Here is a 22,217-nt window from a genome sequence, read left to right as displayed (position 1 = left end):
AGGATTCTGATGGTTGTGCTCCCACCAGTGGTTTATGAGCAACGCTGTTCTATAGGAAAGATTCGGCATCAGCTACAGCCAGCCATCACTACTCGCGTCGTCAATGAGACCTTGGTGAATGTCTCGCCTCGTGTCAGGGAACGCTTGTGGTTACTCGAATGTGGTAGCCGTGTCCTACTGACCGACCGGCCCAATGTCGCTTTGCCCGACGGCGTGGATGGGATCATTCAGCTACGGGAGGGCAAAGCCGTCTGGAGGACTCATCGTCTCCTCATCGACCTCAAGGCCAGAATTCTCGAATCCAGTTGGGCCGCTGTCGCCTCTGACGCGGTGGAGAGCTGGCAGAGTCAACTTTCATATCGAGCTGAACGACGCGACTCCAATGGTGAAGTGCCAATTGGACAGGAGGGGCTACGACCGCCTCAGTTGGGCGCGCTCTTTGCTATCGGGGCCCACTGGAGCCTTGATATACAGCCCGCAACGATTGTTATGCCTACCGGCACGGGCAAAACAGAAACTATGCTGGCTACGCTGACGGCGTACGGTAAATCGCCCACCCTTGTGGTCGTTCCTTGGGATCTCCTACGCCAGCAAACTGCAAACAAGTTTCAGAGTCTGGGGCTACTTCGCGCTTTGGGGGTGTTGCCAAACGGCGTCATGAATCCGGTAGTCGGGCTAATCACATCCAAGCCCAAGACACTAGCGGATTTGGACATATTCACCCAATGCAACGTGGTGGTTTCCACCATCAGTTCACTGGCAGTGGAAGCCGATAGTCCGCTCGCTGCTGGGATTGCCCAGCGGTGTAAATCGCTGATACTGGATGAAGCCCACCACGTCCCTGCCAAAACCTGGAGTGGGCTGAGAGCAGCCTTTCACTCGCTGCCCATCTTGCAGTTTACCGCGACGCCTTTTCGGAGGGATGGCGAACTCGTCGACGGGAAAGTGATTTTCAACTATCCCCTTGCCGCCGCGCAGCACGACGATTACTTCAAACCAATACATTTTGAACCTGTCCACCAACCAAGCGGTGGTACCCAGGCGGACCAGGCTATCGCCGTGGCAGCGTTAGCTAAGCTGCGACGTGACTTGGACGCAGGACTTAATCATCTGCTCATGGCTCGATGCAGTAGTATCGCCCGTGCGACCTTCGTAGAGCGTCTTTACCAACAGCTCGCGCCTGAGTTGCGGCCAATCCTGATTCATTCAAAAATCAGCGACGCTGAAGCGCGGCTGGCCGACCTGCGATCAGGGACGTCTAGGGTAGTGATTTGCGTCGACATGTTGGGCGAAGGGTTTGATCTGCCTCAGCTCAAAGTGGCTGCGCTCCATGACAGTCATCGAAGTTTGGCGATCATGCTGCAGTTCATCGGGCGGTTCACCCGTGTGGCGGGGAGTGACATCGGTGAGGCGACGGTAGTGGCCAACATTGGCGACCAGGACGTTGCCCACTCACTGGAGCGCCTGTACAGCGAAGACGCCGACTGGAACCAGGTGCTGAGCGAGCTTAGCTCCAATGCAGTTCGGGAGCACCGGGAATTGATCGCGTTCTTGCAAGCATCCGAACGTCTGGATGAGGAAGGCGACTCCCAGATATCGCTGTCGCCCCAATTGCTTCGTCCGGTCTTCAGTACGGCAACTTACAGGGCCCAACAGTTTTTCCCAGAGCGCTTTCATCACGGACTTTCTCAACATCTTCACATTGAAGGGGTCTGGCTAAACCGGGAAATGCGTACGCTTTACTTCGTGACCCGTGCTGAAAGCAAGGTTCGCTGGACGAATACCAAAGGTGTACTTGATCGTGAGTGGACACTCTTTGTCCTGCACCACAATCCGGAACTCGAATTGCTTTTCCTTTCCTCAACCGATCACAGCTCGCTGTTCCCCGATCTAGCGGAGCAGGTCACAGGGCAAGCTGATCTGATCCAAGGCGAGCAGATGTTTCGAATACTCGGCCATATAAACCGCCTTGTGTTCCAGAATATGGGGGTCAAAAAACACGGGCGACGTAATCTCAGCTACGCGATGTACACAGGGGCCGACGTCGCGATCGCACTCGGTGTTGCCGAACGTAGCGGCTCCGTTAAGAACAATGTTAGTGGCACCGGTTGGGAAAATGGGGAGCGCGTTTCTGTTGGCTGCTCGTATAAAGGGCGGGTCTGGTCGAGGGAGCAAGGTTCCATACCCGCATTTGTTCGTTGGTGCGCGGCGGCTGGTGCCAAACTTCTCGATGACAGCATCGTTGTCGATGACATCATTGCAAACGTCCTCATTCCAAAAGATGTGACAGCCTTTCCAAGCGACAGGCGGGTACTTGCGGTCGAGTGGCCGGCCGAAATTATGGGTATTGCAGAAGACAGGGTCGTACTTACCGCGCCGGCGTTACCAAACGGCCTTCCTATCACGTTCGTCGACCTGAAATATCTTGATGTGCAAGGGGATAGCATGAGGTTCGCCCTGAGCTGTGACGAGAACGGCCAATTTGCCGAATTCACCTTAACGGTAGGTGGAGAGGCAGGCTTCGTCGTCGCACAGACAAGCGGTTACGCAATCGAGCTTACCATCGGGAGAACGTCAGGAACGCTCAGCCAATACCTGAGCTCATACCCACCGCTAGTGCGGTTTGTTGACCTAAGCGAGCTGGACGGCAATATGCTGATCGAGCCCAAAGACCCCAGGCATCTTGAAATCGGAGAAGAGCGATTCGAGGCTTGGGACTGGGCAGGGGTCGACATCACAAAAGAATCGTACTGGAAGGACGGCATTGCGCGCGCTGATGCTATCCAGTGGAAAGCTGCACAACATTTCATTCAGGGTGATTTCGATATCGTCTTCGACGACGACGGCGCCGGTGAGGCTGCGGATCTTGTCTGTCTCAAGGAGGAGTCGGATCGTATCCGACTTGCGCTGATTCACTGCAAATATTCCGGAGGAGATACCGCCGGCGAGCGCGTGAAGGATGTCGTGGAGGTCTGTTCCCAAGCGATTAGGTCAGCCAAGTGGAAATGGCGCTTTTCTGAGCTCGGCAAGCACATGCAAGGGCGCGAGGATCGGTTGCGCTCTCTAAGCCGTCCAACGCGCTACCTTGCTGGTAATGGGGTGAGGCTAAATGATTTGATCAAGACAGCGCGCTTCAAGCCCATTGAGGCCGAAATTCTCATTGTTCAACCGGGCCTATCTGCGGGTAGTCGTACCGCTGATCAAAATCTTGTGCTGGCAGCTGCTGTGGCGTACCTCAAGGAGACGATAGGGTGTGATATGGACATTGTATGCAGTGAGTAGTAGCCGTCCGCAATCCCACCTTCAGTATCCCTGCAATAAGGCAATGGTATCCAACAGAAATGACGTGGACACCATTAGCCTTATCGCAAGGATCGCCATGCGCCAAAACGCGTCTTACCCCAAACCCTTCAAGACACTTACCCTCCCGTTTGTTGGGAGAGCGGGCACTATCACGGAGCAACTGATAGCGATTTAGACCGCTTCAGTATTTTGAGAAGAGACTCCAGGCGTTTTCTGACCTCGTGGTTGGGCGGTAGTGATTGTGATGACTCTGACGCCGTATTAGGGCCCATAAGCGCTCCTCCTGGCTCCGGGGTGTGCGCTAGCTGCAGAGCCAAACGGCTGGCTATCGCCGGCCTTATACGTCCTAGACGCACAGCATCTGAGATGGCCGTCTGTCTACGATCTGCGGCGTGTCCTTGACTGAGTAGCCATTTGACAGGAACTACCTGACTGCGGCTGTCAGCTACTAGGCGTTGATAGGCGTTCAGGAACGCCATTCTCGCACCTACCGCATCCCCTGCGTTGAGCACTGGGCGGGCTGCACCCAGTGCGAGCAGAACTTCCTCTGTGAGGACAACGCTGTTGTCCTCATCCGCCGCCGTCACAGCTATTGCCCATGCCTCGTTCGGCTCAGGCCTACCGTCCAGTTCGTGGAGCTGTTGTTGTATTGCCGCAAGAGTCAGTCTACCCGTCAATGTGCGGCGGCACGCGAGCAGAGCACTTCGAATTTCCTCGGCAGGATATTTGACGAGATCCTGAGCGAAAATTCTCGCGGTAGTCGGGCTGATCGTCTGACCAAGCGCCTCAGCGGTTGCGCAGATGGCGGATGCCAGCGCTGCTTGCTGTTCAGAGGAAAGCATTTTGATCTCCCCCTTGGAATATACGGCTGGCCATCTCCGCTGAATTGAGGTTTGCCTGGGTTGCCTCCATTTGCCTAGCTGTAGTCGAATTTATCTGCTGTCCAGTTGCCCACTGTGTTCGGTAGGACTCCGCTCGTGCCAGCAGGTCGCTCAGGCTGTGGCAGTTGTTCAGAATCCGTGCGTCATTGATCGCGATGTAGAACGCAGCGACTGGCGGGGCCTCATCGGGGCCAAGTCGGTCGATCAGGTGACTAATCTGCCCAGCCGCTTTGCCATTCCAGACAGGCCACACCCCATAGCGCCCGATATAGGCCTCAGCGTACTGACGCCAGGTGAGATAGGTTTTGCTATTTGTGGGTCTCGGCCCGGGTCTGGCTACTGTCGTATTGGTGTTCTCCTGTATTGCCGTGACGGAGAGCGCTGTAGCTGTTTGGGGGTTACCTGATGGTTCTATGGGGGTTATGAGTGAAGCTGCTGCGGGGTGCGGGTGCACTGCCTGCGTGGGGCGGGTGAGAGGATTGGCAGCTGGTTTGTCCTCAGCTGCGTAGTCGTTAGTGCTGCGTGGTGAATATCCTGCAGGGTGCACGCTCAGCATTGAGGAGCGGCCATGTCGGAGTTTTCTGGTGACTAGCCCCGCATCTACTAACCACGCAATCGCGTTCTGAACGGTTCGCTCAGAGAGGCCCGTACGTGTAGCTGTGTGACGTACAGATGGCCAGCAACGCCCGTTTTTATCTGCCTGGTCGCCCAGTGAGATGAACACGAATTTGGTAGTGGCGGGAATCCCGTGGAGTTTCCAGATGGCGCGCGTTATTTCGTTGCTCATTGCTCCCACTCCGTCGAAATAGAGGCGCGGAGCTGCACACGCGGGCGGCTCAGGATCCAGGCAGATATCTCCGTGCTGAGCCAGCCAACCGATCTGCTGCTGCCTAGATCATATGGAGCAGGGAATTTTCCCGCTGCTATGTCGCGATAGATTGTGGATCGCTTTTTCCCGACCGCGAGCTCAACCTCGGGCAGGCGAAGGAAGCGCGGCTCCTCAGAGCTAGTTGTAATAGTGCGTGCTGACATTTATCAATGCTCAAGCGGTGGCATTGCAGCGATCCTCAGGTGCTGCAATACGCATATGTGTGGGGATGGCGCTCGGAATTTTCCTGCTGCAATGCAGATGGCGTTAGCCAGGCCGTCATGCAAAGGGCTTCCGAGTTTTATTGCCGGCGACAGCTGATGGATGACAGCTGGAGCTGAGTCGTTGGCGTGGGGGAGAGGAGAGACCCTGCTGGTACGGAATAGGAGTCCGCACGTTTTTAGCAGCGTTGCTGCAGATGCATAGGCGCGGTAGGCCCTGCAAGATGCTACAGATACCCCGATGAGGCAGCTGGGAAGTCCATTTGCTAACAGCAGATGGACTTCGGATTTTTAACGCCGTAACCGGAGCAGCGTGACGATCCCACGGAGTCCTAGGAGCGTCCAGGGAATGCCAGATTTTTACCGAGCGGAGATTGGTATTGCAAGCCCAAGTTGTGAGCTCAGGCCTTGAGGGCATCTAGGTAATCTGACCAGCGCTGCATCATGTCGCGGCGCTCAGGCAGAAATGATGTTCGGTCGTATGCGCGCCCCAGTGGATTTTTTACCGTGTGAGCAAGCTGATGCTCCAAGAGATCGGGGCGAAACCCCAACACCTCAGCACCTATGGTTCTCGCTGTCGCACGAAAGCCGTGCCCAGTCATTTCGTCGCCGCTGATGTCCATGCGGCGTAATGCACTGAGTACGGCATTGTTGGACATCGGCCGGTCGCCTCCTCGTGCCGAGGGGAAGGTGTATCGATGTCTGCCGGTGAGTGGTTTCAGCTCGCGCAGAACAGCGATTGCTTGCTGGCTGAGAGGAACCAAATGATCCGGCCGATCCTGTTTGGTGACAGTGAGCCCTTTCATCTTGTGACCAGGAATCAACCATTCGCCCGCATCCAGATTTACCTCCGACCATTCCATGTGTCGAAGGTCTCCAGGTCGGCAAAACAGCAACGGGGCCAACTTCAACGCACAACAGACAGGCATCGTTCCGCTGTAGCTATCCAGTGCTTTAAGCAGTGCGCCGAGCTTTTCAGGATCGGTCACGGCAGCAAAGTGCTTCACCCGTTTGGCTGGGAGCGTACGAGAGAGATTCCCGATTTGGTTGGGTGGGGTGATACCGGCAGCTTCGGCGAACTCGAAAATCTGTTTGTAGATCTGGGCGACACGACGCGCCGTCTCGCGAGCACCGCGCTTGATGATGCGCTGCAGGTTTTCGACCAGCATGGGTGTGCTGATGCTGCTGATCGGAAGTTTTCCCAGCCAGGGGTAGGCATTGAGCTCAAGGCGCTGCCACACCGTGCGGGTGTACTCCGGATCCCAGGATGATTCGCGAATGGTGAGCCATTGCTTAGCGACCGATTCAAAGGTGTGTTGGTGATCGAGTTGGCTGACCACCTTGGCCATGCGTCTTTGCAGCGAAGGATCTTGTCCGTTTGCAAGCTGGACACGAGCGTTATCACGTTTGCGACGGGCCTCCTGTAGGCCGACCTCAGGATAAACACCAAGCGCCAGACGTTTTTCCTTTCCCAGAAAACGGTATTTCAAGCGCCAGTAGCGGCCTCCGTTGGGCTGCACTTCAAGGTACAGACCCTGTTCGTCGTATAGCCGATAGGGCTTGTCCTGGGGCTTGGCGTTGCGGCAGTTGGTGTCTTTCAGGGGCATTGGGGGCACATCCTCTCCGAGCGAGCTGATGAGCGTTTTATGCCCCCATATATGCCCCCGTCAACCGTGGGATGCCCTGGGAGCAGGTGGGAAAACGCGGGCAAGAAAAAAGCCGTAAAGCTTTGATTTCTCTAGGCTTTACGGCTTTTCTGGGTCTTCCTGGGAAGACAAATTGGTGGAGCCGGGGGGATTTGAACCCCCGTCCGCCAGTACTCCGCTGTCGGTACTACATGCGTAGCCGTTTCTATTAAGTTAACCCTCAGCGACCCGAAGGGCAGGGTGCTTTGGGCGAGTTGTGTAAGTTTTAGCCGCTTCGTCCACAACGTACTGCACGGCGATTCTGTTCTATATGACAATCACTTTGGGTTTACAGACATCCCCTGATGATTGCTGGACCCGAAGGTACCAGGAGGGAAGGGCTAAGGCTGCTTACGCAGCGAGAGCGTATTCCCCGTAGGTTTCGTCATTGGCAACTATAAGAAGTTGCAACAGTGGATTTACGAGTTCTGTTACCAACTCGGCATGCACCTAAAGTTTCGCAACCGGCGTCGAATCCTAAACGGCCCCGTGCTTGTAACTCGTTGTTTCTTGGTGAGTGACAAGCCTGTGCAGTGTACGTCAATCGGTCACAGAAGGCCAACCCGAAGGTTGGCCTCGGGCAATCAGCGAGTTACTGATTGCCGCCTTTGTCCGAGTCTTGCAGGCTTTGCAGGGCCTTGGAGGTGATCTCGATGCATTTCTTGTCATCGCCTGCCGCATGGGCTGCCTTGGCTTGGGAAACGGCGGTGTCGATTTCGCCAGATTTGCCGCTGGTGTCGGTGGCGAGCAACGCTTTACCGTTGTTGATTTTGTCCAGGTTGATTTGGCACAGATCGTCTTTTGTTCCGGCCGCAAACGCGGGGGACGCCAGCATCGCAGCGGTAATGAACAAACCAGCAAGAGCGGAACGCTTCATGGGTATCTCCTTGTGCAAATAGGGCTCGATGCTGCCGGTTTTCCGTGCAGCCAGCGAGGTCACTGATGAGCCTCGTTTGTCGAGGCCTATGCAGATGACTACGCCGGCGCGCAGGGGTTCTGTTTTGTCGCTGGATTAGTCGAAAAACCCCGAAATCATTAGGTTTTGCACCCAAAGAGGGCGGCCCTAGTGGGCGCGCGCCTGAGTCACTCGATCCACCAGGTACACCAGGCCGTGGTAATCAATCCCGCCATGTTGTGTCAGGCCAATCTCACACGTACGGCTGGTGGAGATGCCTTCGCTGCAATACTGCACCGCGTCCTTCAGGCTGCGTAGCGAGTGGGCATTCAGTTCGGGCGTGGTGAAGCCTTTGTCGCCAGCAAAACCACAACAATGAATGCTTTCGGGGATCACCACGTTTTTGCTGCAACGCCTGGCCAGGTCGATCAGCGCCTGGCTCTCTCCCAGGTGTTGGGTGCTGCAGGTGACGTGCACGGCGATCGGGGCTTCCTGGGGGGTGAAGTCGAGGCGGTCCATCAGGTGCGTGCGGATAAAGCGTACCGGGTCGTAGAGGTCGAGGCGGGTTTCAGCCAGGTCCTGGACCAGGCGCAGGGTGCACGGGCTGGTGTCGCAGTAGATCGGGTCGAGGCCGCCACGGCTGGCGTGGAGCAGGGCGCCGATCAGTTCCTGGCGTTTGTGTTCGGCTTGTTCGGCGTAGCCCTTGGATGCGAATGGTTGGCCGCAGCAGAGGTTGTCCTGATTGTCGGGGAAGACTACCTGATAACCGGCTTTTTCCAGCAGGCCACGGGTTTTGTCGTACAGCGACATCTGTTCCTTGTCACCGGCTGCTGGGCCCATCGCGCGTGATACGCAGGCGGCGAGGTACACCACGCGGGGTCGCTCATCGCTCACGGCGGGGCTGAAGCGAATGGCCTTTTCCGGTTGCGGCATGGCGTTGGTCCACTGGGGGATTTGCCCCTTGGACAGGCGGGTCACCGTGGCCGAGAGCTTCGCCAGTCGCGGCGCGCCCAGCAGCATGCGTGCGCCGTTGGCTACGTGCAGGGTGAAGCGCGCACCTTGCAGTGCTGTGGCGAAATGCGTGGACAACCATTCGGCGGTTTTCGTACGGTCGGCGTCGCGGCTGCGCAGCTTTTTCACCAGGTCGCCGGTATTGATGCCTACCGGGCAGCGTTGGGCGCAAAGCCCGGTGGCCGCGCAGGTGTCGATGCCTTGGTATTGATAGGCCGCTTCCAGTTCAGTGGTGTCGATACCGGCGCGTTTCCTGGCCTGGATATCACGCCAGATCACAATGCGCTGGCGCGGGCTCAGGGTCAGTCCTTTCGACGGGCAAACCGGTTCGCAGAAGCCGCACTCGATGCACTTATCCACAAGTTCGTCGGCGGCAGGCAGGGGCTTGAGGTGCTTGAGGTGGATTTGCGGGTCTTCGCTGAGCACCACGTCCGGGTTGAGAATGCCGTTGGGGTCAAGCAGGCGCTTGAGCTGCCACATCAATTGGTAGGCATCGCTGCCCCATTCCAGTTCGACAAAGGGCGCCATGTTGCGACCGGTACCGTGCTCGGCCTTCAGCGAGCCGCCAAACTCCACGGCCACCAACTGGGCGACGTCGTCCATGAACGCCTGGTAGCGTGCGACTTCTTCCGCGCTGTTGAAACCTTGGGTGAAGACGAAGTGCAGATTGCCTTCCAGGGCGTGTCCGAAAAGGATCGCTTCGTCGTAGTGATGTTTGTCGAACAGCTCGATCAGGCGATTGACGCCAATGGCCAGTTGTTCCACCGGGAAGGTCACGTCTTCGATAATCACGGTGGTGCCGGTTTTACGCACGGCGCCCACGGCGGGGAAGGTGTCTTTGCGGATTGCCCAGAGGCGGGCGTTTTCCACCGGGTCTTCGGTGAAGTCGACTTGTTTCTCCACTGGGAAGCTGGCCAGGGAAGCCATGATCAGCGCCAGTTGCTCATGCAGCAGCGAGGGCGAGGCGGCGCGGGATTCGATCAGCAGGGCGCAGGCATTTTCCGATAGCTGCTGTACGAAAGCCGGCATGCCGGGTTTGTCCTGCACCGAACGCATGCTGCGGCGGTCCAGTAGTTCAACCGCTGAAACAGGTTGGGTTTTGAGTACGGTCACCGCGTTGCAGCAGGTTTCCACATCCGGGAACACGATCAGGGCCGAGGCTTTGTTCGGGTGGTCGATCACCGTGTCGTAGGTCACTGCGCTGATAAAGCCCAGGGTGCCTTCGGAGCCGACCAGCAAATGGCTGAGGATATCCAGTGGCTCGTCGAAATCCACCAGGGCGTTGAGTGACAAGCCGGTGGTGTTTTTCAGACGGTATTTGTGGCGGATTTTTGCAGCCAGCTCAGCGTTTGCCCGGGTTTCGCGACCCAGGGTTGCCAGGCGTTCAAGCAGGTCGCCGTGACGTTGGCGAAAGGCCGCAACACTGGCCGGATCTTCCGTGTCCAGGCGGCTGCCGTCGGCCAGCACCAAGCGAATTCCTGCGAGGGTGTGATAGGTATTCTGCGCCGTGCCGCAGCACATGCCGCTGGCATTGTTGGCGACGATGCCGCCAATCTTGCAGGCATTGATCGACGCCGGGTCCGGGCCGATCTTGCGCCCGAACGGTGCCAGCCAGGCGTTGGCCTGCGCCCCGATCACGCCGGGCTGCAGACGAATTTGTGTGCCCTGGCCGCGAATCTCGCGCCCGTTCCAATTGTCCCCCAGCACGATCAGTACCGAGTCGCTGATGGCCTGTCCCGAAAGGCTGGTGCCCGCCGCACGAAAGGTCACCGGCACGCGGTCGCGCTGGGCCAGTTGCAGCAGGGCCACCACCTCATCTTCCGACTCGACACGGATCACCAGTTGTGGGATCAGTCGGTAAAAGCTGGCGTCGGTGCCGAAGGCGAGGGTGGAAAGTGGATCGTCGAAACGACGATCTTTCGGGATCAGTTGTGCGGCGTCGCTCAGAAAAGCAGCAGGCAGGCTCATCGGTCCTCCAGAAATAGCTGACGCCGGAATCGCTGCCCGGCGTCGGTTCTTACCCTATCGCGTGCAGGTCTCAGTGCACCAGCATACCGGTGAACCAGTAAGCCTGGGCCAAGGTGATCAGCCCGACGATCGTCGCGAAAAACAGGCTGTGCTTGAGGGTAAAGCGGAACAGGTCGGACTCCTTGCCCACCAGGCCAGTGGCGGCGCATGCCACGGCGATCGACTGCGGCGAGATCATCTTGCCGGTCACGCCGCCGCTGGTGTTCGCCGCTACCAACAAGGTGTCGTTGACGCCGATCTGGTGCGCGGTGGTGGCTTGCAGCGAGCTGAACAGTGCATTGGATGAAGTATCAGAACCCGTCAGGAATACCCCGAGCCAGCCAAGGAATGGCGAGAAGAACGGAAATGCCGCGCCGGTAGCCGCCAGCACCAGGGCCATGGTTGATGACATGCCCGAATAGTTGGTGACGAAGGCAAAGGCCAGCACCATGCCGATGGACAGGATCGGCCAGCGCAGCTCATAAAAGGTTTCTTTCAAGGTGGTCAGACCAGTTTTGAAATCAATCTTCAGCACCAGCATCGATACCAGGGCGGAGAAGAAAATCGCCGTGCCGGTGGCGGAAATCGGATCAAGCTTGAATACCGCCGGGATGGCCGTCGGGGTGGCAACGATGGGCGCAACCTTGATCACCAGTTGATCCAGGTGCGGGATCGCAAAGTTGAATACCGAGCTGTACATCGCGCCGCCGGCGGCGAACATCGCCTTGAACGGCTTGAGGGTCCAGATGGTGACCAGCACGGTCAGGATCAGGAACGGCGACCAGGCCTTGAAAATTTCCCCCAGGCTGTAAGGCGAAGCCAGGGTGTTGCGAGGCAGGCCAAAGCCACCGGCGCTGGCAGTGACGGCAGTGCCGGACGTTGCGCCAGCGATTTGCGCGCCGGCACTGCGCTTGGGCTGCCAGACTTTCAGGAACAGGGTCAGGGAAATCAGGCTGGCCAGGGCCGAGGTGATGTCCGGCAGTTCCGGGCCGATGTAGTTCGAGGTGAAGAACTGGGTAACGGCGAAGCTCAGGCCTGCAACCAGTGCGGCTGGCCAGGTTTCCTTGACGCCGCGCAGGCCGTCCATCATGAACACCAGCCAGAACGGCACGAACAGCGACAGCAGCGGCAGCTGGCGACCGGCCATGGCGCCGATCTTGAACGCGTCGATCCCGGTCACTTGCCCGGCCACGATGATCGGAATCCCCAGTGCGCCGAACGCAACCGGGGCGGTGTTGGCAATCAGGCACAGGCCGGCGGCGTACAGCGGGTTGAAACCCAGGCCTACCAGCAGTGCGGCGGTAATCGCCACCGGTGCGCCGAAACCGGCGGCGCCTTCCAGGAACGCGCCGAAGCAGAAGCCGATCAGCAGCACTTGCAGGCGCTGGTCGTCGGTAATCGACAGCACGGAGCTGCGGATGATTTCGAACTGGCCGCTCTTGACCGTCAGTTTGTACAGGAATACGGCGGCGACGATGATCCAGGCGATTGGCCACAGGCCGTAGGCGAAGCCATAACCGGCGGCGGCGAGCGCCATGTCGACCGGCATCTGGAAGGCAAATATCGCCACCAGGATCGACAGTGCCAGGGTGATGCTGCCCGCAACGTGGCCTTTGAGGCGAAACACCGCCAGGGCCAGGAAGAAAAATACGATAGGAATGACGGCGGCCAGTGCGGACAGGCCGAGGCTGCCGAGCGGGCTGTAGAGCTGTTGCCAGGTTTGCATATGGGGTGGCCCCTAATTGTTGTTGGTCAGGCACTGCTTGGATGATTTGGGTAATTGGTATTACCAATTTACAATCACCGTTGGCTAGGTTAAAAGCCTTCTGGGGGATGTGTCAATTTGCCGCTTGTGAATCTTTGGTCGTAGGTCGGGATTGGTGGGTGCTGATTGGCTTAAACGAGGGCGTTCTGATAGGTGCCGGATACGCGGCGATAGGCCAGAATAGGGGGCCCCGGCGAGTGGTCGGGATGGTGGAGAGTGAGTTATGGGGTTTGATCAGGTGCGTCAGCGCCGTTTGTCTGACGACATCGTCGAGCAGCTTGAGGGCATGATCCTTGAGGGCACGCTGAAGTCGGGCGAGCGCTTGCCGGCCGAGCGCGCACTGGCCGAGCAGTTCGGGGTGTCGCGTCCGTCGTTGCGTGAGGCGATCCAGAAGCTGGTGGCAAAAGGTTTGCTGATCAGTCGCCAGGGTGGTGGCAATTATGTGGTGGAGTCGCTGGGTTCAACCTTCAGTGATCCGCTGCTGCATCTGCTGGAAAATAATCCGGAGGCTCAGCGTGATCTTCTGGAGTTTCGTCAGACCCTGGAGGCCTCGTGCGCGTATTACGCAGCGTTGCGTGCCACTGAGGTGGACCGCGAGCGGCTAACGGCAGCGTTCGAGGAGTTGCAGGATTGCTACACGCGGTCGGATGAAGTGAGCCGGGCGGAAGAGGGCGCGGCGGATGCGAGGTTTCACCTGGCCATCGCCGAGGCCAGCCATAACGCGGTATTGCTGCACACCATTCGCGGCCTGTTCGACCTGCTCAAGCGTAATGTGGTGACCAATATTGGCGGCATGTACCAGCAGCGTACGGAGACCCGCGACATGCTGATCAATCAGCATCGGGACCTGTACCTGGCGATTATCGAGGGGCGCGCCGAGCAGGCACGGGAAGTCTCAACACGTCACCTGCTGTACGTGCAGGAAGTGCTGGAGGAAGTGCGGCAGGAGGTTCAGCGCATGGCCCGGGCGGAGCGGCGCAAAGGGATGTAGCAAATGCTGTGGATGAGGGAGCGGGCTCCGTCATCCACATCAAGTCACAAGAAAGTCAGTCTTCCTTGCCCTTGTTGCGCACGGCACGCTGCAATTCCCGGTTGGAATCGCGCTCGCGCTCGGTATCACGCTTGTCGTATTCCTTCTTGCCCTTGCCCAGTGCGATCTCGCACTTGACCAGGTGCTTGCTCCAGTACCACGACAGGCAGACACAGGCGTAGCCCTTTTGCTGCACGGCGGCGTGGAGCTTTTCCAGCTCGCGGGCATTGAGCAACAGCTTGCGCGTGCGCACCGGGTCGGCGATCACGTGGGTGCTCGCGGTCATCAGCGGCGTGATATGACTGCCGAGCAGCCATGCCTCGCCGTCTTTGAGCAGCACATAACTGTCGACCAGTTGCAGCTTGCTGGCACGCAGACTTTTTACTTCCCAGCCGGCCAGGACCAGACCAGCCTCGAAACGATGTTCGATGAAGTAATCGTGTCGCGCCTTTTTATTTTGCGCGATGGTCCCTGTTGGGTGTTTCTTTTGTTTAGCCATAGGGGCGGCATTATAGGGAGTTGCGAGCGCGTCGGCTACGGTCAACCTGCGTGCTTGAGCGTGTTGAATGAATCCCGGACAATGCAGGCTGGTTTTTGATTTTTTTCTTTCGCGAATCCTGTTGTCCTTTCGCGATGTTTGCCGCTCAGCTGTGGAAATAACGCTCACATGACGACGCATATTCAACGTTCGGCCCTGCTGCCTTATCCGGCACAGGCGCTCTATGACCTGGTCAACGACGTGGCGCGTTACCCGGAGTTCCTGCCTTGGTGTTCGACTGCCGAGGTGTTGGAGAGCAGTGATGAGCACATGGTTGCCAGCGTGGGGGTGGCAAAGGGCGGCTTGAGCCAGCACTTTGTCACGCGCAACACGCTGGTGCCCGGGCAGTCCATCGAGATGAATCTCGAAGAAGGTCCGTTCACTCAGTTGCACGGTGTGTGGGTGTTCAAGGCGTTGAACGAGAAAGCCTGCAAGATCAGCCTGGACCTGTCGTTCGACTATGCCGGCCCTATCGTGCGTGCCACCCTGGGGCCACTGTTCAATCAGGCGGCCAATACTCTGGTGGACGCGTTTTGCCAGCGCGCCAAGCAAATGCATGGCTGAGCCATTGGTTGAAATCGAGGTGGTGTACGCCGCGGTGGATCGCCAGGTGTTGATGAGCCTGGCAGTAGCGCCGGGTTCAAGCCTCAGGGCTGCAGCGTTGGGCTCGGGGATGGCTGCGCAATTTCCGGAGCTGAATCTGCAGGATTGCCCCTTGGGGATTTTCGGCAAGGTGGTGGCAGACGCTGACGTGCGTGTGGTGCAGGCTGGAGACCGAATCGAGATCTATCGGCCATTGCTCGCAGATCCGATGGAGATACGTCGTTTGCGTGCGGCCAAGGCTGCCAAGGCAAAACAGCAGAATTCATAGCTTGAGAAACGGCAGACAACAAAAAGCCCGGCATGCCGGGCTTCTTATCGAGCGTTACAAACTTACTGCGGGCTGGCGTCCAGAGGTTCTGGAGTTGGCACCGGAACGGTTTGCACGCCGTCGACGCCTTTCTGGATCTCGTCCAACAACGAGCCAGGCTTGGCCGGTACTTCGGACTTCGGCTTCTCCTCGTTCTGCGCGGGCGCAGGAGCGGTGGTGCCGTTGTCCTTGCCCAGCAAGGCTTCATCGCGGCTTACGCCCGGTTTGAAGTCCCCCGACAGGCTGACGAGCTGGTCATTGCCATTGAAGATGACACTGACCCGCTCCTGCTGGCGTTCACCGCCACCAGGTTGGATGCTATAGAGATAATCCCAGCGATCGGCATGGAATGTGTCGGTCAGCAGGGGATTGCCCATGATAAACCGTACTTGCCGTCGGGTCATTCCCGGGCGTAACTGGTCTATCATGTCCTGCGTGACGACATTGCCCTGCTGGATGTCGATTTTGTAAACCCCGGGGAATGAACAACCGGCGAGTGCGAGCAGTCCCACAAAGGTGAAACTGGTTAGCAAGAGCTTGGTGTTTTGCATCGGTGGGCGACTTCCACTATCTTGGCTGGGACAACGTAAACGCCGATCATACCCGTATTAAGAGAAGCTGCGAAGCAGCATCCGCGAGAAAGCTAACCATGGTTGAAAATAGCGAACTACGCAAAGCCGGTCTTAAAGTGACTCTGCCACGAGTCAAGATTCTACAAATGCTCGATTCTGCTGAGCAGCGCCACATGAGTGCCGAGGATGTATACAAGGCGCTGATGGAGTCTAACGAGGACGTCGGCCTGGCCACGGTTTACCGTGTTCTGACCCAGTTTGAAGCAGCAGGACTGGTGGTTCGTCATAATTTCGACGGCGGTCATGCAGTGTTCGAATTGGCCGACGGCGGTCATCACGACCACATGGTTGACCTGGATACCAATGAGGTTATCGAGTTCACCAGTCCGGAAATCGAGAAGCTCCAGCACATGATCGCTGAGCAGCATGGATTCGATTTGGTGGACCACAATCTGGTTCTCTACATACGTAAGAAAAAGTAAGAAAGCTACGCAGATTCGCTCTGCGAAACGATCGAAGGCGACCCTAGGGTCGCCTTCGTGCTTTCTATAGAAAGAAAATACTCAGTAAGCCAGGCTTCAGACCTTCGCGGTTACCACCATTTTCTTCGCGTGAGCCAAGGACTCCTTGGTCAGGTCGATGCCGCCGAGCATCCGTGCCACTTCTTCTACCCGTTCGGTCTTGTTCAGCTTGGACACGGCGGTATGGGTCGCATCGCTGCCTCGCACCTTGTGCACGAACAAGTGCTGATGCCCTTGGGCGGCTACTTGTGGCAAGTGGGTAACGGTCAGTACCTGGCCGCGATCGCCCAGCCGGCGCAACAACTGGCCCACGATCTCGGCAGTCGGGCCGCCGATCCCTACGTCCACTTCATCGAATACCAGTGTAGGCACGCGAGAGGTCTGGGCGGTGATCACCTGAATCGCCAGGCTGATCCGAGACAGCTCGCCGCCGGAAGCTACCTTTGCCAGTGCCTTGAGTGGCTGGCCTGGGTTCGCGCTGACCAGCAGTTCTACCTGTTCAAGGCCGTTGGGCAGCAGTTCATTGCTGGTGTTGGTGTGCAACTCGATGGTGAAGCGCCCGCCGGGCATGCCCAGGCGCTGGATTTCCTGCTCCACCGCGCTGGCCAGGCCGGTCGCTGCCTGATGGCGCAGGTCGCTGAGTTCTCGGGCTTTCTCTTGATAATGGCGAGCAAAGGACGCCAGCTCTTCACCCAGCCGCTCGATGGATTCGTCGTTGGCGTTCAGGGTTTCAATTTCATCCAGCAGCTTTTGCTGCATGGTTGCGACTTCGGTCGGCTGGATCCGGTGTTTGCGCGCCAGGGTGTAGATGGTGTCCAGGCGCTCTTCTATATCCTGCAGGCGGGCTGGGTCGGCATCGAAGTGATCGAGGAAGCGGTTCAGCTCGCCCACGGCTTCTTCTACCTGGATTTGCGCGCTGGTCAGCAAGGTGGTGGCTTCGTTCAGCGAGCCTGATGCGTTATTCACGCTGGATAGCCGGTTCAGGCTGGCAGTCAGGGCGTTGAGAACATTGCCGGAGTCACTTTCGCTGCACTGCTCCACTACTTGCCGACAGATACCCAGCAGGGTTTCGGCGTTGGTCAGGTTCTTGTGTTCCTGTTCCAGTTGCTCCAGTTCCGTCTCGCCGAGCCCCAGGCTTTCCAGTTCTTCCAGTTGGTAGCTGAGCAACTGGTGACGGGCGCGCTGCTCGTCGCCGGAGTTGGAGAGGCGCTCCAGCTCCTGGCGGGTCTGGCGCCAGCGTTGCGCGGCCAGTTGCACTTGGCGCGCCAGGTCCGTGGCGCCGGCGTACTCGTCGAGGAGTCGGCGATGGGTGTCGGTTTTCAGCAGGGACTGGTGTTCATGCTGGCTGTGGATATCGATCAGCAGTTCGCCCAGGGCTTTCAAATCGCCGAGCGGGCAGGGCGTGCCATTTATATAGCCGCGGGAGCGCCCTTCGGCCGTGATCACCCGGCGCAGGATGCACGGGCCTTCATTGTTAAGGTCGCGCTCGGCAAGCCAGGCCTCGGCTTCCGGGATATCGGCCAGGTCAAAGGTGGCGAGGATATCGGCCTTGTCGGCGCCCGGGCGTACCACCCCGCTGTCGGCGCGATCACCCAGGGTCAGGCCCAGAGCGTCGAGCATGATCGACTTGCCGGCGCCGGTTTCGCCTGTGATTACGCTCATCCCGCGATCCAGTTCAAGATCCAGATGTTCAACGATGGCGTAGTTATGTACGGACAGGTGCACCAGCATGACGGCCGCTCCCAGGCTTTAGGTCTGGTTATTTATACAGTGTTTTGTTTGGAGGTGACAATCCTGATGCTTAGTCCGATTTGCTTGAATAAATCGCTTTTTAAGCGCAACAGGGAATGATTGATAAGAATTGATCCAGGACAAGTGAAAGACTTTTGGTAACGCCTCAACCCTTGAACCTGAAAATTGTGGCCCCATATACCGGAACAGAAGCGCGAGTCGAGTTCGCGCATGATTTTGAAAGGAGAAATCTATGGCTGACGAACAGACGCAGGATACGCAAAATCCAGACGCCAACCAGGCCGCAGGTGAAGACCTGGCCGCTCGTGTGCAAGTGCTCGAAGAGCAATTGGCAGGCGCACAGGATCAATCGTTGCGTGTTGCCGCCGATCTGCAGAACGTCCGCCGCCGCGCCGAGCAGGATGTAGAAAAAGCTCACAAATTCGCCCTGGAAAAATTTGCCGGTGATCTGTTGCCGATCATCGACAGCCTGGAGCGTGGCCTTGAGCTGTCCAATCCGGACGACGAAAACATCCGCCCAATGCGCGAAGGGATCGAACTGACCCTGAAAATGTTCCAGGACACCCTGAAGCGTTATCAGCTGGAAGCCATCGATCCGCAAGGCGGCGAGCCGTTCAATGCCGAGCATCACCAGGCAATGGCGATGCAGGAAAACGCTGATCTTGAGCCGAACAGCGTATTGAAGGTGTTCCAGAAGGGTTACCAGCTCAACGGTCGCTTGCTGCGCCCGGCAATGGTTGTGGTGAGCAAGGCTCCTGCACCGGTTGCACCTTCTATTGATGAGCAGGCTTGAAATAAGTCGTAACGGCCCCATCTATAAGTCAAGCGTTTAAGTACTGCCGCAGTTAGCCACCACTGCTGCGGCAAAAAAATCTAAGTTTCGGGAGAGTAAATCATGGGCAAAATTATCGGTATCGACCTGGGGACTACCAACTCCTGCGTCTCCGTGCTGGAAAACGGCGTATCCAAAGTTATTGAAAACGCCGAAGGCGCACGCACCACTCCGTCCATCGTGGCTTATGCCAACGACGGCGAAATCCTGGTGGGCCAGTCCGCCAAGCGTCAAGCTGTGACCAATCCGCATAACACCCTGTACGCGGTGAAGCGTCTGATCGGTCGTAAGTTCGACGAAGAAGTCGTACAGAAAGACATCAAGATGGTCCCGTACAAAATCGCCAAGGCTGACAACGGTGACGCCTGGGTTGAAGTGAACGGCCAGAAAATGTCGCCGCCACAAATCTCGGCTGAAATCTTGAAAAAGATGAAGAAAACCGCCGAAGACTACCTCGGTGAAGCCGTGACTGAAGCGGTGATCACCGTTCCGGCCTACTTCAACGACAGCCAGCGCCAGGCGACCAAAGACGCCGGCCGTATTGCTGGCCTGGACGTGAAACGTATCATCAACGAACCAACCGCAGCCGCTCTGGCCTACGGTATGGACAAGGCCAAGGGCGACCACACTGTGATCGTTTACGACCTGGGTGGCGGTACCTTCGACGTTTCCGTGATCGAAATCGCTGAAGTCGATGGCGAGCACCAGTTCGAAGTGTTGGCCACCAACGGTGACACGTTCCTGGGCGGTGAAGACTTTGACATTCGTCTGATCGACTACCTCGTTGACGAATTCAAGAAAGAAAGCGGCATGAACCTCAAGGGTGACCCGCTGGCCATGCAGCGCCTGAAAGAAGCCGCTGAGAAAGCCAAGATCGAACTGTCTTCGAGCAATTCGACCGACGTGAACCTGCCGTACATCACTGCAGACGCTACCGGTCCTAAGCACTTGAACGTGAAAATCTCCCGCGCCAAGCTGGAAGCGCTGGTAGAAGACCTGGTTCAACGCACCATCGAGCCTTGCCGCATTGCGCTGAAAGACTCGGGTATCGACGTTGGCGCGATCAACGACGTGATCCTGGTGGGCGGTCAGACCCGTATGCCACTGGTTCAGAAGCTGGTTACCGAGTTCTTCGGTAAAGAAGCGCGTAAAGACGTGAACCCGGACGAAGCAGTTGCCATGGGTGCTGCCATCCAGGGCGCGGTATTGGCCGGCGACGTGAAAGACGTTCTGCTGCTGGACGTAAGCCCGCTGACCCTGGGTATCGAAACCATGGGCGGCGTGATGACTGCGCTGATCGAGAAAAACACCACGATTCCTACCAAGAAATCGCAAGTGTTCTCGACTGCCGACGACAACCAGGGCGCCGTGACCATTCACGTGCTGCAAGGTGAGCGTAAGCAAGCCGGTCAGAACAAGTCCCTGGGCAAGTTCGACCTGGCCGAGATTCCACCAGCACCACGTGGCGTGCCACAAATTGAAGTGACCTTCGACATCGACGCCAACGGCATTCTGCACGTAGGCGCCAAAGACAAGGCCACCGGCAAGACTCAGTCGATCGTGATCAAGGCTAACTCGGGTCTGTCCGAGGAAGAAATCCAGCAGATGATCCGTGACGCTGAAGCCAACGCTGACGAAGACCGCAAGTTCGAAGAACTGGCCGCTGCCCGTAACCAGGGTGATGCACTGGTTCACTCGACTCGCAAAATGATCACTGACGCTGGCGACAAAGTGACTGCCGAAGAGAAAACTGCAATCGAAGCCGCAGTAGTTGCCCTGGAAGCCGCCGTTAAAGGCGACGACAAGGCCGCCATCGAAGCCAAGGTTGAAGAGCTGTCGAAAGTCTCTGCACCAGTCGCTCAGAAAATGTACGCCGAACAAGGCCAGCCGGCTGATGGTGCTGCACACCAGGCAGAACCTGAAGCCAAGCACGACGATGTTGTCGATGCCGAGTTCGAAGAAGTCAAAGACCAGAAGTAACTTGGTCGCCCGGTTGACCGCTCACAAGCGGTGACTGGTAGGATGTCGCCGCGCGGGAGCTTGCTCCCGCGTTGGCGTGTCTGGGGTACGCGAATTTTTACAGCATGCGACAACGCTCGGATGCTGGCGGTGTGATCGGGAATGCTCCTGCTTTCCGGACGACAGTCACCGCGTTTTTGGCCGGTTTCCGGTTGAAAGCAGTAACGACCAGGATCGTTGAATTGACGTGAGTTGGGTCCGGGCCTGTATTGGGGCTCAACGAGTTTGGCAAGGCTCAGGAGGGTTTTGCCGGACGTCCTTAAGAGTGCAAAGACTTATGGCAAAGCGTGACTATTACGAAGTGTTGGGTGTGGAGCGCGGCTCCAGCGAGGCGGACCTGAAAAAGGCTTACCGTCGCCTGGCAATGAAGCACCACCCGGACCGTAATCCGGATAGCAAAGAATCCGAAGAGCTGTTCAAAGAGGCCAATGAGGCCTACGAATGTCTGTGTGATCCGAACAAGCGCGCCGCTTACGACCAGTATGGCCATGCCGGTGTCGACCCAAGCATGGGTGGCGGCGGTGCCGGTTTCGGCGGGCAGAACTTCTCCGATATTTTCGGCGACGTGTTCAGCGACTTCTTTGGCGGCGGCCGCGGTGGCCAGCGTGGCGGTGCCCAGCGTGGCAGCGACCTGCGTTACACCCTGGAACTGAACCTGGAAGAAGCGGTGCGTGGCACCAGCGTCAATATCCGTGTTCCGACGCTGGTCAACTGCAAGCCGTGCGACGGTTCGGGCGCCAAGAAAGGCTCCTCGCCGATCACGTGCCCGACTTGCGGCGGTATCGGCCAGGTACGCATGCAGCAAGGCTTCTTCTCGGTGCAGCAAACCTGCCCGCGCTGTCACGGCCAGGGCAAGATCATTTCCGATCCGTGCGACTCGTGCCACGGCGAAGGGCGTGTCGAAGAGTACAAGACCCTCTCGGTGAAAGTGCCGGCGGGTGTTGATACCGGCGACCGCATTCGTCTGTCGGGCGAAGGCGAGGCGGGCACTCAGGGCGGTCCGACGGGCGACCTGTATGTGGTGATCAATGTGCGCGAGCACTCGATCTTCCAGCGCGACGGCAAGCATCTGTTCTGTGAAGTGCCGATCAGCTTTGTCGATGCGGCCTTGGGTGGCGAGCTTGAGATTCCGACGCTGGACGGTCGGGTCAAGCTGAAGATCCCTGAGGGTACGCAGACCGGCAAGCAGTTCCGTATCCGTGGCAAAGGCGTTGCGCCCGTGCGCGGTGGCGGTGCTGGTGACCTGATGTGCCGTGTGGCGGTAGAGACGCCGGTGAACCTGGGGCGTCGTCAGCGCGAACTGCTGGAAGAGTTCCGCAGCTCCCTGGCCGGCGATGACACTCATTCGCCAAAAACCACCGGCTGGTTCGAAGGCGTGAAGCGCTTCTTCGGCGACCTGTAAGGAAG

The 22,217-nt window shown here is 57.9% G+C and carries 17 protein-coding genes and 1 other RNA gene; 8 read left to right on the top strand and 10 right to left on the bottom strand.

Going from position 1 to position 22,217, the window contains the following annotated elements; translation table 11 throughout:
* The first annotated feature begins 9 nt into the window (after positions 1-9).
* Positions 10-3,282, top strand: a complete 3,273-nt coding sequence (locus ACW9I6_RS00360; protein ID WP_457338638.1) for a DEAD/DEAH box helicase — start codon at positions 10-12, stop codon at positions 3,280-3,282.
* Between the two features lie 849 nt (positions 3,283-4,131).
* Here the strand turns inward: ACW9I6_RS00360 and ACW9I6_RS00355 are convergent.
* The 7 genes from ACW9I6_RS00355 to ACW9I6_RS00325 all read right to left on the bottom strand — a co-directional run bounded on the left by ACW9I6_RS00355 (position 4,132) and on the right by ACW9I6_RS00325 (position 12,597).
* The gene (locus tag ACW9I6_RS00355; protein ID WP_457338637.1) at positions 4,132-4,971 is read right to left on the bottom strand and encodes a helix-turn-helix domain-containing protein; all 840 of its coding nucleotides are present in this window, start codon (positions 4,969-4,971) and stop codon (positions 4,132-4,134) included.
* The gene (locus tag ACW9I6_RS00350; RefSeq protein ID WP_094989019.1) at positions 4,968-5,216 is read right to left on the bottom strand and encodes a helix-turn-helix transcriptional regulator; all 249 of its coding nucleotides are present in this window, start codon (positions 5,214-5,216) and stop codon (positions 4,968-4,970) included. The genes ACW9I6_RS00355 and ACW9I6_RS00350 overlap by 4 nt, the downstream gene beginning before the upstream one ends.
* Positions 5,217-5,674: 458 nt before the next feature.
* Entirely contained in the window at positions 5,675-6,880 is a 1,206-nt protein-coding gene (locus ACW9I6_RS00345) for a tyrosine-type recombinase/integrase (RefSeq protein WP_313629910.1), read from the bottom strand.
* 173 nt (positions 6,881-7,053) lie between these two features.
* Positions 7,054-7,447: a transfer-messenger RNA gene (gene ssrA / locus ACW9I6_RS00340) on the bottom strand.
* Positions 7,448-7,550: 103 nt separating this feature from the next.
* Positions 7,551-7,835, bottom strand: coding sequence for a hypothetical protein (locus ACW9I6_RS00335; protein ID WP_008436825.1), 285 nt, complete (start codon positions 7,833-7,835; stop codon positions 7,551-7,553).
* A 186-nt stretch (positions 7,836-8,021) separates the two neighbouring features.
* Positions 8,022-10,832, bottom strand: coding sequence for an FAD-binding and (Fe-S)-binding domain-containing protein (locus ACW9I6_RS00330; protein WP_457338636.1), 2,811 nt, complete (start codon positions 10,830-10,832; stop codon positions 8,022-8,024).
* 70 nt (positions 10,833-10,902) lie between these two features.
* Positions 10,903-12,597, bottom strand: coding sequence for a lactate permease LctP family transporter (locus ACW9I6_RS00325; protein ID WP_102604506.1), 1,695 nt, complete (start codon positions 12,595-12,597; stop codon positions 10,903-10,905).
* A 262-nt stretch (positions 12,598-12,859) separates the two neighbouring features.
* On the opposite strand from ACW9I6_RS00325, the gene ACW9I6_RS00320 reads away from it, so the two are divergent.
* Positions 12,860-13,627, top strand: a complete 768-nt coding sequence (locus ACW9I6_RS00320) for an FCD domain-containing protein (protein ID WP_003212240.1) — start codon at positions 12,860-12,862, stop codon at positions 13,625-13,627.
* 55 nt (positions 13,628-13,682) lie between these two features.
* On the opposite strand, the gene smpB is transcribed toward ACW9I6_RS00320, so the two are convergent.
* Positions 13,683-14,165 carry an SsrA-binding protein SmpB gene (smpB, locus tag ACW9I6_RS00315; protein WP_003212238.1) on the bottom strand — a complete coding sequence of 161 codons (483 nt, stop codon included), beginning with the start codon at positions 14,163-14,165 and terminating at the stop codon, positions 13,683-13,685.
* Between the two features lie 168 nt (positions 14,166-14,333).
* Here smpB and ACW9I6_RS00310 point away from each other — a divergent pair, with 168 nt between their 5' ends.
* Both ACW9I6_RS00310 and ACW9I6_RS00305 read left to right on the top strand, forming a co-directional pair.
* Complete coding sequence (locus ACW9I6_RS00310) at positions 14,334-14,768, top strand: type II toxin-antitoxin system RatA family toxin (protein ID WP_003212236.1); 435 nt, start codon at positions 14,334-14,336, stop codon at positions 14,766-14,768.
* On the top strand, positions 14,761-15,075 hold the full coding sequence (locus ACW9I6_RS00305) for an RnfH family protein (RefSeq protein ID WP_457338635.1): 315 nt from the start codon (positions 14,761-14,763) through the stop codon (positions 15,073-15,075). The genes ACW9I6_RS00310 and ACW9I6_RS00305 overlap by 8 nt, the downstream gene beginning before the upstream one ends.
* Before the next feature lie 62 nt (positions 15,076-15,137).
* On the opposite strand, the gene ACW9I6_RS00300 is transcribed toward ACW9I6_RS00305, so the two are convergent.
* Positions 15,138-15,665, bottom strand: a complete 528-nt coding sequence (locus tag ACW9I6_RS00300) for an outer membrane protein assembly factor BamE (RefSeq protein WP_003212232.1) — start codon at positions 15,663-15,665, stop codon at positions 15,138-15,140.
* 98 nt (positions 15,666-15,763) lie between these two features.
* On the opposite strand from ACW9I6_RS00300, the gene fur reads away from it, so the two are divergent.
* Positions 15,764-16,168 (top strand): ferric iron uptake transcriptional regulator, encoded by a 405-nt coding sequence (gene fur, locus ACW9I6_RS00295; RefSeq protein ID WP_003212228.1) that lies wholly within the window; start codon positions 15,764-15,766, stop codon positions 16,166-16,168.
* Positions 16,169-16,264: 96 nt separating this feature from the next.
* On the opposite strand, the gene recN is transcribed toward fur, so the two are convergent.
* Entirely contained in the window at positions 16,265-17,938 is a 1,674-nt protein-coding gene (recN, locus tag ACW9I6_RS00290; RefSeq protein ID WP_017478557.1) for a DNA repair protein RecN, read from the bottom strand.
* 253 nt (positions 17,939-18,191) lie between these two features.
* Here recN and grpE point away from each other — a divergent pair, with 253 nt between their 5' ends.
* From grpE to dnaJ, 3 genes are all read left to right on the top strand, one after another.
* Entirely contained in the window at positions 18,192-18,752 is a 561-nt protein-coding gene (gene grpE, locus ACW9I6_RS00285; RefSeq protein ID WP_003212224.1) for a nucleotide exchange factor GrpE, read from the top strand.
* Positions 18,753-18,854: 102 nt separating this feature from the next.
* Entirely contained in the window at positions 18,855-20,771 is a 1,917-nt protein-coding gene (gene dnaK / locus ACW9I6_RS00280; RefSeq protein ID WP_177054705.1) for a molecular chaperone DnaK, read from the top strand.
* A gap of 316 nt (positions 20,772-21,087) precedes the next feature.
* Positions 21,088-22,212 carry a molecular chaperone DnaJ gene (dnaJ, locus tag ACW9I6_RS00275; RefSeq protein ID WP_003212219.1) on the top strand — a complete coding sequence of 375 codons (1,125 nt, stop codon included), beginning with the start codon at positions 21,088-21,090 and terminating at the stop codon, positions 22,210-22,212.
* The last annotated feature ends 5 nt before the right edge of the window (positions 22,213-22,217 follow it).

Source organism: Pseudomonas sp. SDO5522_S412 (assembly GCF_054071215.1).
The sequence above is the reverse complement of the archived record's forward strand: the minus strand, read 5'-3'. Positions and strand labels throughout refer to the sequence as shown.

Bases quoted from the DNA above. Each gene is read 5' to 3' on its own strand.
- ACW9I6_RS00330 (WP_457338636.1), bottom strand. From the start codon at position 10,832: ATGAGCCTGCCTGCTGCTTTTCTGAGCGACGCCGCACAACTGATCCCG.
- recN (WP_017478557.1), bottom strand. From the start codon at position 17,938: ATGCTGGTGCACCTGTCCGTACATAACTACGCCATCGTTGAACATCTG.
- ACW9I6_RS00355 (WP_457338637.1), bottom strand. From the start codon at position 4,971: ATGAGCAACGAAATAACGCGCGCCATCTGGAAACTCCACGGGATTCCC.
- dnaJ (WP_003212219.1), top strand. From the start codon at position 21,088: ATGGCAAAGCGTGACTATTACGAAGTGTTGGGTGTGGAGCGCGGCTCC.
- fur (WP_003212228.1), top strand. From the start codon at position 15,764: ATGGTTGAAAATAGCGAACTACGCAAAGCCGGTCTTAAAGTGACTCTG.
- smpB (WP_003212238.1), bottom strand. From the start codon at position 14,165: ATGGCTAAACAAAAGAAACACCCAACAGGGACCATCGCGCAAAATAAA.
- ACW9I6_RS00345 (WP_313629910.1), bottom strand. From the start codon at position 6,880: ATGCCCCTGAAAGACACCAACTGCCGCAACGCCAAGCCCCAGGACAAG.
- ACW9I6_RS00305 (WP_457338635.1), top strand. From the start codon at position 14,761: ATGGCTGAGCCATTGGTTGAAATCGAGGTGGTGTACGCCGCGGTGGAT.
- ACW9I6_RS00335 (WP_008436825.1), bottom strand. From the start codon at position 7,835: ATGAAGCGTTCCGCTCTTGCTGGTTTGTTCATTACCGCTGCGATGCTG.
- ACW9I6_RS00360 (WP_457338638.1), top strand. From the start codon at position 10: ATGGTTGTGCTCCCACCAGTGGTTTATGAGCAACGCTGTTCTATAGGA.
- ACW9I6_RS00310 (WP_003212236.1), top strand. From the start codon at position 14,334: ATGACGACGCATATTCAACGTTCGGCCCTGCTGCCTTATCCGGCACAG.
- ACW9I6_RS00325 (WP_102604506.1), bottom strand. From the start codon at position 12,597: ATGCAAACCTGGCAACAGCTCTACAGCCCGCTCGGCAGCCTCGGCCTG.
- dnaK (WP_177054705.1), top strand. From the start codon at position 18,855: ATGGGCAAAATTATCGGTATCGACCTGGGGACTACCAACTCCTGCGTC.
- ACW9I6_RS00300 (WP_003212232.1), bottom strand. From the start codon at position 15,665: ATGCAAAACACCAAGCTCTTGCTAACCAGTTTCACCTTTGTGGGACTG.
- ACW9I6_RS00320 (WP_003212240.1), top strand. From the start codon at position 12,860: ATGGGGTTTGATCAGGTGCGTCAGCGCCGTTTGTCTGACGACATCGTC.
- ACW9I6_RS00350 (WP_094989019.1), bottom strand. From the start codon at position 5,216: ATGTCAGCACGCACTATTACAACTAGCTCTGAGGAGCCGCGCTTCCTT.
- grpE (WP_003212224.1), top strand. From the start codon at position 18,192: ATGGCTGACGAACAGACGCAGGATACGCAAAATCCAGACGCCAACCAG.